The following is a 16,166-nucleotide window of genomic DNA, read 5'->3' on the forward strand; positions in this document are numbered from 1 at the left end:
TATGCGCTTAGACCACTTTTCGCAAGGCGGCTTCCGCCGCAATTTCACCGAGTGTGTGCAGCAGGATATCCCGCACCAGGATTTCTGCGCCGAGTCCTTCGCGAATTCTTTGAATCGCCTCGATAGCCAGCAGAGAGTGCCCGCCCAAATCAAAGAAATTATCTTCACGATAGACTTTTTCCAGAGTCAGAAGTTCCTGCCAAATCTGGGCGATCAGTTTTTCTTCCCCGGATTCAGGTTCTTTTTTGGTTCGCGTGGAATCCAGACTGAACTCCGGTGCGGGCAACTGCTTGCGATCGATTTTGCCATTGGCTGTCAGCGGCAAAGCCTCGAGTCGCATATAGATGTTGGGTATCATATAGCGCGGCATATGCCGGCTAAGTTCCTGGTTGAGTTGTGCGTTGCCGATTTCACGGGCTGACACAAAATAAGCCGCGAGTCTTTGATCATTGGGACGGTCCTCGCGAACAATGACTACCGCTCTTTGTACACCCGAAATTTCCAGCAGCCGTCGTTCGATCTCTTCCAATTCGATACGGAAACCACGCAGTTTGATTTGCGTATCCCGCCTCCTCAGATACTGCAGCTGACCGGAATCTGTCCATCGAGCCCGATCACCTGTATCATAGAGCCGAAGCGTGGAATCCCAGGGCGCTTTGATAAATTTTTCAGCCGTCAAATCCGGACGATTGTGATAACCGGTTGCCAGGGAAGGTCCGGCGATGTAAAGATCCCCGGGCATTCCCGGTGAACAGGCTTTTTTCTGTTCATCGAGCAGATAGACATGATAGTGGGGCAAGGGGCGACCAATGGTGATGGGTTGCTGCAAATCGGCGATTTTTGCGATTGTAGCCCAGACAGTAGCTTCGGTTGGGCCATACACGTTGTAGAGCGAAGCCACTTTCGGTACTAGTCTTTGCGCCAAATCATGCGGCAGCGCTTCACCACCGATCAACGCACAGAGACTGGACTGGCCTTCCCAGCCGCTGTCGAGGAGCAGGCGCCAGGTGACCGGCGTCGCTTGCATAAGATCAATTTTTGATTCCTGCAGCATCTGCTTGAGCCTCTGTCCATCCATGGCTTCGCGGCTCGTGGCCAGATAGATTGTACCAACGTCCAGGAGAGTGGAAAAAATTTCGAGCACGGAAATGTCAAAGGAAATTGTCGTGACAGCCAGGGTCGAAAAATGTGGTGGGAACTGAGCCGCTTCTTTGATAGCCCAAAGAAAGTTGAGAACGGCCCGTTGGCTGATGACAACACCTTTGGGATTGCCTGTCGATCCCGAAGTATAGATCATGTAAGCGGGATCATCCAGGCTGAGCAGGGGCAGCTTGATAGGCGCCGACTGTTGGGGAATAGCTTCAAAAGCAAGCAATTGGAGAGTATCGAGCACGGGTAGAGTGTCGAGCAAATCGTCATCGTGCAGCACAAAACGACAGGCTGAATCCTGAATCATGTAAGCAAGCCGGCTGAGAGGATACTGGGGGTCGAGTGGAAGGTAAGCTCCACCAGCCAGAAGGCTGCCCAGCATCGCCGCAATCAAATTTTCGGAACGCTCCATGCAAATGCCGACAAATTCGCCGGTGCGGAGACCTTTCGCGGACAGTTCTGAAGCGACAGCGGCTGCCGATTGCCAGATTTGATCATAGGTTACCTGCCTGGATTTGAAGGACAGGGCCACCCGCGATCCGTGTTTGGCATGCGCGGCCCGCAGTTCGTGAACCAGGCCGGGTACTTGGAAATTCTTTGTGAGTGGACCCTGAGCCGCGATATGCTGTTTCCAGGCGGAGGGACTGACCGACGAGAGACTGTGCATCGGCGCGCGATCGCTTTGCAAAGCACCTTCCAGCATGATTCGAATCGTTTCCAGAAAGGAAGCGGCGGTAGCCTTATGCCAAAGACCCTTGTAAAAATCGAGACCCAATTCCAAAGCAGTCCGACCTTTTTTCACCCAGAAGAAAAGGTCGGTAGGCGTTATCGGACTGTGCACGAGGACCTGACGCAGCAGGAGATCACCAAAACCCGTCACCCGCGCGCTGACATCCTGATAGGAAATAATCGCACTGTAAAGAGCGGTGCGGCTCTGATCCCTCTTCACAGAGAGCTTGGAAACCAGCATTTCGAAAGGCATCTCTTCGTGTTCGAAGGCCTCGGTACATATGCGGCGAACACGGGCCAGAAAATCCGTAAACGTTTCCTTTTCATCGACCTGGATGCGCAAAGGGATGACATTGATGAAGACACCCAGCAGACGTTCCAGTTCAGCCCGTGGACGACCCCGGACTGGACTGCCAATGACGAGATCATCTTGATGACCGAAACGCCTCAGGGCCAAAGCATAGACAGCAAGGATCACCATATAGGGTGTCACACCATGCTTCAGACAGTACTGATCCAGCGTTTGTACCAAGTGGGTGTCGAGGAAAACCGAAACCACTCCAGCCTGTTGGTTGAATGTTTGGGGACGCGGCACATCCTGTGGCAATTCCAAAGGATCGGGAATGGTGCTGAAAACTTTTTGCCAGTATTGAAAGTGTTCCGCCATGGCTGCAGACTGCAGGCGTTCAGCCTGCCAACTGGAGTAGTCACCGTATGTGATCGGCGGTCCAGGCAGCAGATCAGCCTTGCCCTGCAGATGAGTGTAGCAGCTGTTTAGTTCATCCAGGAAGATATCAAAGCACCATCCATCCCAGATCATGTGATGGGGCATAAAGAAAAGCACGTGGTCATCGGCGTTAAGCCGATAAATCTGGGCAATGAACAGAGGGAATTGATCGATCGGCATGTGGGTATCGGCAGCGACCGCCATCATGCTCTGACACACGCTGAAGGGATCCTGTTCCGTGCTGAGATCAATTAAATTGAGCGCAAAGCGGCTGTCGTGTATCTCCTGCTTGGGTTCGCTGCCCACGGTAATGATGGTCATGCGCAGTGCGTCATGCCTTTGCATCAGAAGGTCGAAGGCCGCCTGGAAACGATCGTGATCATAACGGCCACGCATCCTCCAGGAACCCGGTAGGTTATGGACCTTGGTCTTTTCCTCGGCTCTTTCCACAAACCACATGCGTTTTTGCGACAAAGACAGTCTTTGATCATGGGCAGCACGATGCAAAATCGGAGCGCTTTTCCCCTGACCTTCCACTCTCATGGTTGACAGCAGCTGAGCGAGACCAGCCAGACTTGGTTTTTGAAACAGATGGTGGATCCTAATTTCGGTTCCCAGATCCTGGTTGAGCAGAGCAAGGAATTGCATTGCCAATAGAGAGTGGCCACCCTGTATGAAAAAGTCATCATCCGCTTTCGGCTCGTTCTGTTTGAGGATGGCGATCCAATGTTTGAGAAGCAGCTGCTCGGCATCGGTTTTCGGAACAAAGACGATGCTGAGATCGGTCTTCTTTTGACTCATTGGATCGGGCAGAGACTTGCGATCGATTTTGCCATTGGGCAGGAGCGGAAAGGCTTCCAGGAGAATCAAAGTTTGCGGTAGCATATAGAGCGGCAGGAGTGGCCGCAGTTTTTCCAGGAGTTCGCGATCCGAAATGTCGCCTGAGCGCGTTCGCACATAAGCCACGAGGACGTTGTCGCCGTTTTGTTCCTTGACCAGGACCACAGCTTCACGGACTTCGCTCAGGGATTCCAAAGCCAGTTTGATTTCATCCAATTCGATGCGGAATCCCCGGACTTTCACCTGTGCATCGTTGCGGCCATAGAGTTCCAGGCTGCCATCCGGAAGCAGTCGTGCGACATCACCGGTTCGATAGAGACGACGTCCCTGCGCATCGAAGAAGAAACGTTCGGCGGTTAGATCAGGTCGGGACAGGTAACCCACAGCAAGACCTTCGCCGCCGAGGGCCAATTCACCTTTGCAGCCGAAAGGCAAGGCCCGGCCTTCCTCGTCCACCACCCAGGCTTCATAGTTGGGCAAAACCCTGCCCACGAGTATAGGGGCCCTGGCATCGGTAATGTTCTGGACCGTCGCCCACACCGTAGCTTCGGTTGGTCCATAGGCATTCCACACCAGCATTTTTTGCTGCAGTAAATCTTCGGCGAGGCTGCGGGGAAACGGCTCGCCACCGCAAATCGCGACAAAACCCGACGGGGCTTTGAAACCCGCCATCAGGAGGATCTTCCAGCCGGATGGTGTCGCCTGCATGATGTTGACCTGAAAACGCTGAATCAATTCCGCCAGGCGATAGCCATCTTTCACATCCTGAGCCGAAGCCAGCACGATGGATCCACCGGTCATGAGCGGCATGAAAAATTCCAGAACCGAAATGTCGAAGCTGGCTGTGGTGACAGCTAAAATACGGTGCTGAGGCTTAAAGCCTATGGTTTCGGCCATGCCTCGCAGAAAATTCAGCATGGCTGCTTGCGTGATCATCACGCCTTTGGGGCGACCGGTGGATCCGGATGTGAACATCACATAGGCCAAGCGCTCGCGATTGAACTCCAGAACGGGCAGGTCCGTCGAGGCTTCATGAGAACCTTTACCAGGGAATTGACTGCGGTCGATCATATGATGAAGCTGCGGAATGAGGTCGCGCGTGGAGGCATCGATCACGGCGAATTTAAGGGCCGCGTCTTCGGTGATCATTTTCAAGCGAACAGGGGGAAAACTCGGATCCAGGGGTACATAGGCAGCTCCGATTTTCATCAGGGCCAGGAGCGTGATGAGCAAATCATGGTCGCGCGGCAGGCACACGCCGACCAGGTCCCCAGCCCTTATGCCTTCCCGATGGAGCAGGCCGGCCACGGACTGACTGCGGCGGTCCAGTTGCTGATAGCTGATGCGTTCCTGATCATTCACCAGAGCCGGTGCATCCGGCTGCCGATTCGCCAAAGCCTGAAAGCAGTCCACAAAAGTCTTGGGTCCGCTAAAGGATTGCGGTAACTGGTTGACCTTGGCGATCGCGGCCTCATCCGTGATGCTGAGTTCACTCAAAAGACTGGATGGATTCCGGGCGATCTGCTGCAGCATTCGTTCCAGTCCCGAAAAAATGCGATCAATGTGTTCATGAGCGAAAAGTTCGGCATTATACTGGCAGCAGACTTCAAAGACCCCCTCGCTGTCCACGCAGTTGATAAAGAGTTCGAAGGACTCGAATTGTCGAGGGTTGATGGTATAGTCGACGTCGAGCCGATCCAGGGTGAGATCCTTTTTGGGAATTTTCGTGTCGATATTAAATACGACGGGAACCAGCGGGATACGACTGGGGTCACGGCCAAGGTTGAGTTTTTGCAGTAGGGATCCAAAGGTGATTCGGTTGTGTTCCCAGTCCTGAAGAAACTGCCGACGACACTGATCCAGGTACTCGGGCCAGGTCTGGGTTGGATCCACCTGGTAACGCAAAGGCAGGAGATGCACGCAGTGACCCACGAGGTCAGGCTGTGAGAAAATAGCCTGACCAGCCGCTGGAAGGCCTATGACGAGATCCTTCTGTCCCGAGATCTGACTCAAAGTGAGTGAGAAGGCGGACAGAATAAAGTTTACAAATGACGACTTGTGCCGCCGTGCGTCCTTTTTCAAATCCTGAATGAGATTGAGATCGAAGATCCTGAAATACACACCCGCGCCGAAACTTCTCTGGGGCGGCCTTTGACCACGAGTCGGTAAATCCAGAGTGGGAACGCTTCGAAACTTTTGCACCCAATATTGCAGGTCGGCTTCCTGCGATTCGCCGGCGCGTTCCAGAGCATACTGGCTCAATTCCTGAGCTTTCGGTTTGGTGAAAGGCTGCTTCCGCACCAGCTGACGATAGCAATCAAAAATATCCTTCACCAGGACGGCGAGCGACCAGCCATCCAAAATTATATGGTGGCCGGTGATGATAAGCCGGTGCGTGGTATCCGTGAGCATGAGCAAACGAAAGCGGATGAGTGGACCGTTCAGGAGGTCAAACGGCTGCGATGTTTCACGCAATTGTTCCGAAGCGGCGACCTGATCTTTTTGATCCACAGTACGCAGGTCCAGGCTCCGGTAATCCATGCGCGGTTCCTTATAAAAGCACATGGTCAAACCATCTGCGGTAAAGGTCGCGCGCAAGGCTTCGTAGCGAACGTAGAGGCTGGCGACAGCCTGGTTCAGGATATCGTGATCCATGGGCCCATTTAAGCTCATGGTGATGGATTCGTTGTAAGCGAGAGTCGCTTCCGGGTTCAAGAGCAGGGCACCCCAGATTTCCCTCTGTGGTTCCGTCGAGGGAACGACGTGGCTGAGTTCGCCTCCGCCGCTGAACGGATCACCTTCATAAGGTATGTAGTTGACGCTCGATGCCATGAGAAGAGTCTCCGTTTTTGAACGCGGTCTGCGGCCGGAAAACAGTGCAGGATATTTCAAGAGGTTGTCGTAATACGCAAAAATAAATGAAGGGTTCGAATCGGGACTTCATGATGGCGTCCCGAATCCGATAAATAATTCAATGAAATTAATCTATTATAGAGCGAAGGAGCTGGGTGGAGGGTGGAACCTTGCCAAGAGGTAAGAGACTCATCAACGCTTTTCAATAGGCGGGGACCATGCGATTCACCTGACCGCTTTTACCTTGCTGATTATTGAACTCGGTTTCCTGCCCGCAGCCCACGCTGTGCTCCGGGCTATTATTGCTGAGTTCATACGGTGGCGAAAGAATGAGTCCGGGTGTATAGCAGTAGAACCCGCCACCGATCCCGGTGCTGCGGCCCCCGACTTCCGCGAGGTTGGCCGAGGCGATGGTGTTGGTCATGGTGATGTTGCTAGCATCTTCGACTTCAATCGCTCCCCCATAGGAATCAGGCCAGTTGCGAACGCGATTGGATTCAAAGATCAGTCCCGACCAGCTGCGATTGTGAATATGCGAGAGCCGCAGGGCGCCGCCCGATCCCGCCTCGTTCCCAAGGAAAAGGATATTGTCCAGCTGCACGGTTTGACTATTATCGATCGCAATAAGTTCCAGCCCGCCGCCGACCTCATAGGCAAAGTTATAACGAAAGACACTGGAACTGATTTTGACGCTGCTGGTGTGGAGCAGAAGCAGGGCGCCCCCGCGACGCCAGTATCGGAAATCGCCCTCCTTGTCGTTGGCGCGGGCGTATTCGAATATGGTAAAACGAGCGTCGATGCTGCCCTTGTTCACCGAAGATGTGCACGTCGGGTCGGGACAAAAAAGTATTCCATACCAACCTGGATTTTTTTGAGCTGCCGTGAATCGAATCGGTTGTTCCAAAGTGCCAGCGAGTTGCAGACTGCCGCCAATGACGGAAAATTTATAAGCTCCGTCAAAGATCACGGTGACGCCCGGATCGATCGCCAGAGTTGCTCCGTCAGGTAAAGTGATATCGCCCAGAATATGATAGGGAGAGCCCGCAGCTGTCCAACGTGTCTGGGCGATGACACCTCCATTGATGCGTGTGCCTGGATTGGTCGGGAGATCCGTGACGACCTCGCCGACTTCAGGATTCATGTTTTTTTCGACCACTGGATCAATGGGAGTATTGGAATTCGGATCGGACGGGCTGGACGGGTTGGACGACTTCGAGCCGGGCGAATCTGCTCCAGCATCGCTGGTCATATCCGCGGCTCCCTTGCTGTTCGATTTACGTTTGCAAATCATAGCGGGCATGGCGACGACCAGCAGGGAGATCATGGAAAATAGGGCTTTTCTGCTTGTTCGCATCAGTGACATCCTTTCTGTGGGCGGTGGTTTAGGTGCAAATTGGTTTGGAAAAATTCCAGCAATGTTTGGGCGTAGAGATTGGTATCGTTGCCATAGAAGTTCCCATGTGCGTGATCAGGTAAAACTAAAGCCTGCTTCGGCTCGTTAATGCCGTCTCGAGCACGAGGGGAGCGTCCAGCCAACACCAGACCAGATGTTCGTCGCAGACCAAAGAGGAGAGTGTGCTGGGTGTGCCTGCCAGAGCCAAAGGCGATAGATGCAGGTCGCGAGACGCGGCCAGGGCCCGACCACCGATGGAAAAGCTGTAACCGCCGATGCGCGAGGCATCCATTTTCTGGACCGACCTAGGCCAGCTGATAAGCTCGACGATATCGTACTCGTCGTCCTGAATGACCGCGGCAGCAGCAATCAATCGGAGGGGCAAACCGTAGTAAAGGTTCTTTACTCCAGCTTTCTTCATCTTCGTCTTTCGATGCGTTTTGAAGGTCATGTCACATGATAGCATTGCCCGCCGAGGTGGGCTGCCTTGTTTTGGGTTGTCAACGTCTTCTCCCTTATGTCCGTCAAGTCGGCAACGTAGTTCTCAAGGTCCAACAACCTCCACTTAAACAAGCAATCCATCTGGTCGCCTTAGCCGATGCTTGGGACTTTTTAGGCTCCCTCGGCCTCGAGTTGGGGAGCGGCAAATGGTTTTTCAACTGGATCACATGGCAGCCTCATCGTGAGGGCCGTGCCTCCGCTCTCCCTGACGCGCAATTGGACCAGGCCTCCGGCTTCAATCCATAGATTTTTAATCGCTGCAAGGCCTACCCCTCTGCCACTCGTTTGGCTGACGGCCTCTGCCGTTGACACGCCTTCAAGGAACAACACATCGGCGATGGTTTCTTGCGGGCTCGGAGTGAATTGTCTTGCTTCCGCGAGAGCTCTGAGTTTTTGGAATTCAAAACCTGCTCCGTTATCTGAGAAGGCAACGATCAGGTCATGGCCTTCGCGCTGCGCTACGATTTCAAATTTCGCATGGCGAGGCGTTTGTCCTCGTGACCTCGGGCGAATATACCCGTGATCGATGCTGTTCGACAGAGCATGGATCAAGGACTGATGCACCAGTTTGAGTATCCCCGGTGTCCAATTCTGAAAGGAGTCGCGAACCTCGATCCCATCGAACGGGAATTCGTGTTTGCCTAGCTCCCGCTGAGCTTCCTTATTGAGTTCCGCGGAGATCTCCAGCAGATTGCTGAATTGATAGGTAGCTGTGTCTGTTTGCAAGGCCTTGACGATTTCCATAAGCTCGCTTCTGACCAGGAGAAGATCCTCCCAATCACGTTCGCCTTCTGTCTGGGTCCGCGTTTCATTATGCACTCCAAGGACTGTGGTTTCCACACTGTGAATGGAGTCGGCCAGAGTCTGAAGCCCGAGGGTCCGCGCTTCTCCTTTCATCGTGTGGAGCTCGCGTAGACAAGGATAGGGATCTTTGGTGTTCAATGCTGCATCATGAACCCTTGTCAGGTTTAAGTCGAAACTGCGTAGGAAAGCCAGTGCCCTGCCGGCTTTGATGCTGGTGATTTCAGTGAGAAGTGAATGGACCTTGTCCTGTTGGGCGCGTTTTCTCGCCAGCTCTAATTCTGAGTGGCGGCTTTGGGTGATATCGCGAATCACCAGGATGATTTCATCAAGCGAACCCTGGGCCGACAGGAGCGGTTGCCAATGAATGGAAAGCACCTTGCGCACGTCATCTGTCTGGATGATTTCTCGTGGCAAGTGGTGTTGATTCAGCTCCCAGCCGATGTCATCGGGGCCGAAGCACGCCGCCAGCGATTCCCTATAGATGGCTTTTTGATCAGAGCTGTCCTGTGTACGGTCGAAAACCATCGAAATGATATCCAATCCTTCGATGGGAATATCTGTGTAGCCGAGAGCCGCTGCCGCCTGTCGTGATTGCCCATGCTTCACAGTGAGATTGCGGTTGATCGTAATGATGCCTTCCTCCATAGCATTCATGACCTGTTCCATCCAGAGGCGACGATTGTGGTGCTTCTTCATCTGGAAGACGACGAAGCCCGCACTGGCCACTGTAAAGATCGACAGCAGGAAGAGGGCTTGAAAAAGGATTTTTATCTTCTCGGAGTTGACCAGCAAACGCTGCTTGATTTCCACCTCGCGCTTCAGCAGAGCGGATCGCATCTCGGCTGCGTCCAGGCCCAGCAGGACTCTGAGCTTGTTGAGCTGGTTTTCCCGCTCTGTTCGGCTTTGTGCCTCGGAGAGGCGCAGATACTCCTCCAGGAAAACAAGGGCAGTCTGGAGCTTGCCCTTCCTTTTCTCAATGTCATAGGAAAGCCTCTTCAGATTGGCTGATTCAGCCTGAAATTCCACTGGAATCAGCGAATTTCCATGGGCAATGGCTTGTTCGGAGGCAGTCATGTTTCCTAGGTGGAAGTGGGCGTGAGCGATCAATATCCAGCACTCGCCGGACTGGCGCTTCATTCCAAACTTGACGAATATCTGCTGAGCCTTTTGCAGGGGTTGTAATGCCAAATCGTGTTTTTGAGCCTTTCCATAATATTCACCGATGCCCATTTGAGCCCAGCCAACGCTAAGTTCATCATCGATACTGACGGCGAGATCTGCTGACTCTTCGAAGTATTGCAAGGACTTCTTGAGCGGCGCTTTCGTCCCATTCAAGAGGTAGGCCTTGCCAAGGTTATAGGCCAGCACCGACGAAAAAAAACGCCATTTCCTCTGTACTGCGTGGGCATAAACCTGTTCATAGAGGGGGATCGACTTGTCAAAGTCGCCGAGGTTATCCAGGATGATTGCCATGACGTTAAGAGCCAGATACCATTGATTGACTTGCTTGACATCGTTTTTGTCAATGATGGCCAGGGATTTTTGAATGTTCTCCAAGGCTTTGGGATAGTCTTCAATGAAGTAATTATAATAGGCGAGACTACTCATTGGGATGGCGCAGAGGCCGCGTTCTGGTGACCTGTTGCAGAGCGAAAGGCTTTCTTCATAGAGGCCCATGACAGTCTTCCGGTCAGAGTTCTCATGCAGAGACTTGGCTTTCAGGACCAGTGCCAGGACTGTTTCTTTCGCGTTGCCCTCGCGCCGGGCCGTATTGAGCAATTGCTCAATCATTGGCTGAAGGCTGTCTGTCTCGCCACGGCTGTATTTGGCATCCAGCATGATAGAGTAGATCCGCATCCATTTTTCGGAATCCTTGGAAGGATCGATGTCAGCCAGGTAAAGCTCGGCGGATCGAATGGTGGCGGCAGGTTCATCCAGCGCACTTTCCTCCAGCGCAGCAAGGTCAACGACTGTATCTGCTGCAGCTGACTTGCATGCAAAGCAAACGGCGAGTATAGGGATCAGCAGGATTTTGATTATGAATATATGCAAGGACTGTCTCCGAATTCACTTTGATCTCAAAAAAGCCCAGATTTCCCATTGGTGTTTCGGGAGTTGGGCATTTTCCTTAATGACACGACGAAATCCATCCCAAGCCGAGCATGTCGTCACCGCCTTGAGTGTTGCTCCAATTTCCTGGCACCTTCGCAGCATAGCCTTCATCTGGTGAAAGGACTAAGGTTTCGGTTGGCGTCAGGAATCTATTGGGTATAAATCGCCAATCGCCATCGAGTTGTAGAATGGGTTGTTTCTGCAGATTCCAGTTTTGGAGATCGACAGTGGCGTCTGAAACCTTGTTAAGAGCGACCTCGCCTTTGGCAGTTGGCATCCATAACTGCAGAAAAAGCAAAGCAAAGAGCTGGCTACTTGCGTTTTTCACAAAGTGAAGTCCTTGAGCCAAGTGTAGATCGGAATATCACTAGCTTAGTGGATTGTTCACAAATGAACAAAGTGAAGACGAGGATAATTTTGGAATCCGCTGCGAGTTTTCTGAACCGCAGTTCCATGCACGAACCCAAGTTATGGAGGCCTATGAGAGGGCATGATGAAGCTGCATCTACAAGACGTCGTGCGTTGAGGCAAATGTTTGTCCGACGACTACTTTGGTATTTTCTTGGCCCGAGTAGGCTTAGCGACTTTGGTTGCCTTCTCAATAGATTTAAACAACAAGCCATCCTTTTTTAATGCCGCGCGCAATATAGGAATAGCAGCAGGGCCGATACCATGAAGGGCAAGTATCTCTTTTTCACTGTACCGGGAAAGCTTTTTTAGACTCGTGATTCCTGCTGCCTTGAGCGCTCGAATCGCGGGCTTCGACAAGGATTCGAGGAAAGCATCCGAGCCCTTGGATTTATTCAGACTTGCCAGGCCTTCCTTGGATTCAAGGCGCAGTGCATCCTGAATTAATTTCGTAAAATAGGCTTTATCTATATCAGCCGGCTTCCGCAGTTTCACGGCTCTGACAAACTTTCCCTTACCCTCAAGGCGTTGGCCGGGATCTTTCAAAGCTGCACCGAAAAAGAAGCCGAATTGCAAATGATCCTCGTCAGCATAAAGATAGATAACGGGCTGAACTTCACCGACGAAACATCCATTGCCCCACTTAACAGTCTCCTGAAGATCAGGAGCTGCCTTGCGAATGAAGGCGCGCATAGTCCGAATGAGACTCTGGTTGGCCTTCGATTGATCAGCAGCCCATTCATCAAAAGTAGCGTAGCTTTTCATCGGCATGGAACGTCTCCTCGTTTCAACGAATCATTGGATCTGATCGGCCAAATCCTCAAGCCGCTCCAGGCTTTCGTCAAAGGGCGTGGTTGCTTCAATCGAGAGCATGGATAGGGACGAAGATGTTGTTTCACTTGATTCAGTTTCAGGTTTTATGAAAACGCTCACCAAAACAGCGAAAGCCAGCGAGCCGGCACACAGCAGTGTGGGCCATAACTGACCCCTTGCGGGCAAGGATGCTCCCGGTTGCTCCATCCTGGTCCTGCGAAGGATCTGCGCGAATTCATCCGCCGGTGCCGCAGGTGCTTCACCCAAAGCCCGATCCAGATTTTCCTGCCACTTATCCATGGGCTGCCTCCTTTGCTTGGAATTCTTTAAGTTTACTGCGAGCCTCATGAAGCCTGGACTTAACAGTGCCGAGCGGAATCTTCAGGATTTCGGCAATCTCCTGCAGCTCGAGTTCCTGAACACTATGCAGCACCACGGTCTCCCTCAATTTCGGCGACAGCGCCTTTAACAAACCTTCAATCTGTTCCCGATCACTGACCTGATGATCCGGGCGTTCATGGCTGCTCACTTCATGGGTGTCGTCGCCAAAGAAACTCAGCCAGCTCCGGCGTTTATTTTTACGATAATGGTCCCGCGCTGTATTCATAGCCACGGAATAAATCCAGGTCTTCAGCGAACTCCTGGCTTCAAACTCGTCCAGATGATGAAAGATTTTAACAAACGTGTCCTGCACCAGGTCATCCAAATCGTTGCCGACGCCCATGCGATGCAGCAGCCGCCGAACACCTGCGGCGTGCTCGGTATGGATTTGTTTGAAGGACAGTTGCGGCGTTGTCATGAATTTAGCTTTCCCATGAGTCATCCCCTGGCGTTTATTCTCCGCGAGGTGGCGGCGGACCATCAGGCCTGCCACCATCATGATGAGGCGGCGGCCCATGGTCACGCCCAGGGCCTCCTGGACCACGCCCAGGCCCACGACCACCCGGCCCACGCTTCGGCCTTTGCTCGCCCAATTTTTTAATCTGCTCCAGGGTCAGCACCTGATGAACTTTCATCATACTCTTGAAGTGAGCCTGCTCCATCGCATTCTTCTGTTCAAGCATGCGATTGAAAGCGTCCTGCAAAAGTTCGCGGTCCTGCGACGAATCCAGCAGTTTCTCAAATTCACGCCGCGCCCTGTCTGTCCTCTCACGCAGGACTTGTCTCTCGTCCTCTTCCTCAGCACGAATCTTACGGATGGCCTCTTTTTGGTCATCTTTCAAACCGATGCCTTCGAACATTCCCTGGGGACCTTCATGCCGAGGAGGGCGCCGGTCAAAACCTAGCGGCGGCAGCCCAAAGCGCAGGACGCTCGCGGTCCATCCTAGGATGTAACCCAATGTAATAACAGATAAAAGTATGGCATAACGTTTCATAGGGGCAGCCTCCTCGGCCGGCTTTGTATGTTCTCATAGGACTTGGACGCCGCAAAGGCTCAAGAGGATCGATGCCTCTGAAAAAATCCAATGATTCAGAATATACTGATGAAAACATGGAACAAAATAAAATTCAGCGGAGCGATCGAACTTCTCCACCCCGAGCGGAGTCAAACAGGGTGAAGGTTCCTGACGCAGATTGGGAATCAAGATTCACAAGGAGAAATTCATGAAAACCCGTACCTCTCTCGTCGTGCTTGGCCTCCTGACTTTGGTAACATCATGCGGATCCTTGAGTGATCTGAACTCGGATCAACTCAACAACCTGGGTGTGGCGAACGCTGCCACGGACAGTGCAGCGAGTGCGGGTCTCAATGATGGATCCAAGGCAACGGGTTCGAAAGAACCTGATGTCAGCTTCCTGAGTGAAGCAGCCCAGGCTGCGTTGGCTCAAGCGAAGACGCTTCATGGCGGCATTCGATCCCAGGTGGATGCAATCTGTGCGCCTGACCAAACCCTGCGTGAGACGATCAAGACAGCCATCGACGCCATTCGTCAGGATACAAGCAAGTCCGAGCAGGACAAGCGTGCCGCAGTCGAAGCCGTCCGCGCTCAATATAAATATCAGCTGACGGCTGATCGCACACGCATGGAAACATGCCACACGGAAAATGAATCGGCTCTCGCGATTTGGATGGACCTTGGCAAGGCTCTTCATGAAGCCTGTATGCTGCCAAGGCCTGAAGGCGGGAAGGGTGGGGCTGCCGGTGCTAATCGCGGGCCGGGTCACGGACCAGGCGGTCAGCGTCCCGATGGGCAAGGATCGGGTCATGGTCCCGTCCGTCACGCGCCACTGACCGATGACCAAAAGCAGGAATTCGAAACCAAACTCACCAGCGCAGCTTGTACCCAGGCACTGGCTGATACACAGGCAAAGTTACCTTGAACAGCCTCCAGGATATGTCCAGTCCCGCTCAGGGACTGGCCGCCTGTCCTCGTCGTGTCAACGATCCAGCTCGGCTCAAGGAACCTGATGTCTCACTCAGGGACAGCAGCATCAGCCTTTTGCGTAGCCGCTTCATCAGCTTTATTATGCGATAAGCCGTTCTTTACCGCCTGTTCATAGGCGGTTTTGTAACTGTCGAACCACGCAACGGCCCGGCTTTTGTTGGCAACTTTAAGGGCAAACTCCTGCGATGGTCGGCTTGAAAAGGTCTTCGCATAGAAAAAACTGTGAGCGCTTTCATAGACAGCAAGCCAGGCTTCCGGATTTGCCTTCCCTGCCGCCAGCTCGGCAAATGTGTGGGAATCCTGCTGGGAAAATGTCGTTTTGTAAAAAAACGTATAAGCTTTTTCATAAGACCGGAGCCATGCGGCGCTATTGTCTTTATCTGCTGTTGTTTCGGCAAATTCATGAGACGTCGAACCTGAAAAGCTGACCTTGTAATAAAAGGTATAGGCAGCCTGGTAGCTTGTTAACCAAGCTTCAGGTTGGGCTTTGTCGCCAACCTTCCGAGCAAACTCATGAGCCTGTTGCGCCGAGAAGCTGACGCCGTAATGATAGGAATAGGCTTTCTTATACGTCAGCAACCAACCTTTTCCTTTGGCGTTCGCTAGTTCCAGAAGCTCATGAGCGTCTTTTGAACTCATAACGACTTCACTGACGAACTGATAAAATTCCCGAGCAATTTCCACTTTATCGGTGGTGGTTTTCAACAGCTTGAAGGAAATCATCCCGATCGATGTCCCGTCACTTGTTTGGATAAGAACCCGGGCCTGGACAAGGTCGAGCTTACCGAAGGTCAAGTTCATCCCCTGCGCCTGGGCATCACTGCTTATCAACTTGAATTTAAACAGATCATTCGCCAGAAGAGCGCGATTTTTGTCATAGATCGCAATCTTAAGATCGAAGGTGGGTTTTTCATTCCGATCCACGACAACGATAGGATCTTCAGGCAGGCCGTCGACTGCCATATAATATCCGGCATCCCCAAGGGCTATGATATCCAGATACTCGGGATTCCGAGGCAGGGGATTGAGCGTAGGCGTCGGAAGAGGATTGGGCTCGTTGGTCGGAAGTGGCGTAGGTAGAGGCGTGCCAGTAGGGGATGGCGTTGGAATGGGTTCCGGTACAACCGGTTGAACCGCTGGAGTTGTCACAGGAGAAGGGGATTTTTTATCCGAAGAATCGCCGCAGCCAACCAGGGCCAGGCACAAGATCACTCTGAGAATTTTCATGAAACGTCCTGCGTTATAGGATTTCAACCTATAGGAAGGACGGTGCCTGGCATTAAATGTTGCGAAAAAAAGGGGCTGCAAGCAGCAATGTCATTCGGTTAATTTTTATAAATTTCCATAACTCTCAAATATCTCTACTAAGTTTCCATCTCGCCAACGAAAAAGGTGACTTAATGGAAGCTGCTACGTCTTCTCAGCTGTGGGAAAATATCATAATTGGTAT

The 16,166-nt window shown here is 52.4% G+C and carries 10 protein-coding genes and 2 pseudogenes; 1 reads left to right on the forward strand and 11 read right to left on the reverse strand.

Annotation, left to right across the window (positions count from 1 at the left end):
- Positions 1-7 precede the first annotated feature (7 nt).
- From VE954_RS21190 to VE954_RS21230, 10 genes and pseudogenes are all read right to left on the reverse strand, one after another.
- The gene (locus tag VE954_RS21190) at positions 8-6,277 is read right to left on the reverse strand and encodes a non-ribosomal peptide synthetase (protein WP_324956482.1); all 6,270 of its coding nucleotides are present in this window, start codon (positions 6,275-6,277) and stop codon (positions 8-10) included.
- Positions 6,278-6,500: 223 nt separating this feature from the next.
- A complete protein-coding gene (locus VE954_RS21195) occupies positions 6,501-7,652 on the reverse strand; it encodes a hypothetical protein (protein ID WP_324956484.1) in 1,152 nt (383 codons plus the stop codon).
- A 124-nt stretch (positions 7,653-7,776) separates the two neighbouring features.
- Positions 7,777-8,112, reverse strand: coding sequence for a hypothetical protein (locus tag VE954_RS21200; protein WP_324956486.1), 336 nt, complete (start codon positions 8,110-8,112; stop codon positions 7,777-7,779).
- 191 nt (positions 8,113-8,303) lie between these two features.
- Complete coding sequence (locus VE954_RS21205) at positions 8,304-11,048, reverse strand: ATP-binding protein (RefSeq protein ID WP_324956487.1); 2,745 nt, start codon at positions 11,046-11,048, stop codon at positions 8,304-8,306.
- A gap of 76 nt (positions 11,049-11,124) precedes the next feature.
- Complete coding sequence (locus VE954_RS21210; protein WP_324956489.1) at positions 11,125-11,436, reverse strand: hypothetical protein; 312 nt, start codon at positions 11,434-11,436, stop codon at positions 11,125-11,127.
- A gap of 218 nt (positions 11,437-11,654) precedes the next feature.
- A pseudogene (locus VE954_RS43845) lies at positions 11,655-11,903 on the reverse strand (hypothetical protein); the annotation flags it as partial.
- A 54-nt stretch (positions 11,904-11,957) separates the two neighbouring features.
- Positions 11,958-12,287, reverse strand: a pseudogene (locus VE954_RS43850) (DUF1801 domain-containing protein); the annotation flags it as partial.
- Positions 12,288-12,311: 24 nt separating this feature from the next.
- Positions 12,312-12,629: a hypothetical protein gene (locus VE954_RS21220; protein ID WP_324956493.1), complete on the reverse strand. Its 318-nt coding sequence runs from the start codon at positions 12,627-12,629 to the stop codon at positions 12,312-12,314.
- On the reverse strand, positions 12,622-13,227 hold the full coding sequence (locus tag VE954_RS21225; RefSeq protein ID WP_324956500.1) for an RNA polymerase sigma factor: 606 nt from the start codon (positions 13,225-13,227) through the stop codon (positions 12,622-12,624). Before VE954_RS21225 ends, VE954_RS21220 begins: the two co-directional genes overlap by 8 nt.
- Complete coding sequence (locus VE954_RS21230) at positions 13,163-13,705, reverse strand: Spy/CpxP family protein refolding chaperone (RefSeq protein WP_324956495.1); 543 nt, start codon at positions 13,703-13,705, stop codon at positions 13,163-13,165. The genes VE954_RS21225 and VE954_RS21230 overlap by 65 nt, the downstream gene beginning before the upstream one ends.
- Positions 13,706-13,934: 229 nt before the next feature.
- Here VE954_RS21230 and VE954_RS21235 point away from each other — a divergent pair, with 229 nt between their 5' ends.
- Positions 13,935-14,651: a hypothetical protein gene (locus VE954_RS21235; protein ID WP_324956497.1), complete on the forward strand. Its 717-nt coding sequence runs from the start codon at positions 13,935-13,937 to the stop codon at positions 14,649-14,651.
- 92 nt (positions 14,652-14,743) lie between these two features.
- Here the strand turns inward: VE954_RS21235 and VE954_RS21240 are convergent, their stop codons facing one another.
- Entirely contained in the window at positions 14,744-15,943 is a 1,200-nt protein-coding gene (locus VE954_RS21240) for a hypothetical protein (RefSeq protein WP_324956499.1), read from the reverse strand.
- Positions 15,944-16,166 lie beyond the last annotated feature (223 nt).

The sequence above is a fragment of the Oligoflexus sp. genome (assembly GCF_035638955.1).
Lineage (GTDB): Bacteria > Bdellovibrionota_B > Oligoflexia > Oligoflexales > Oligoflexaceae > Oligoflexus.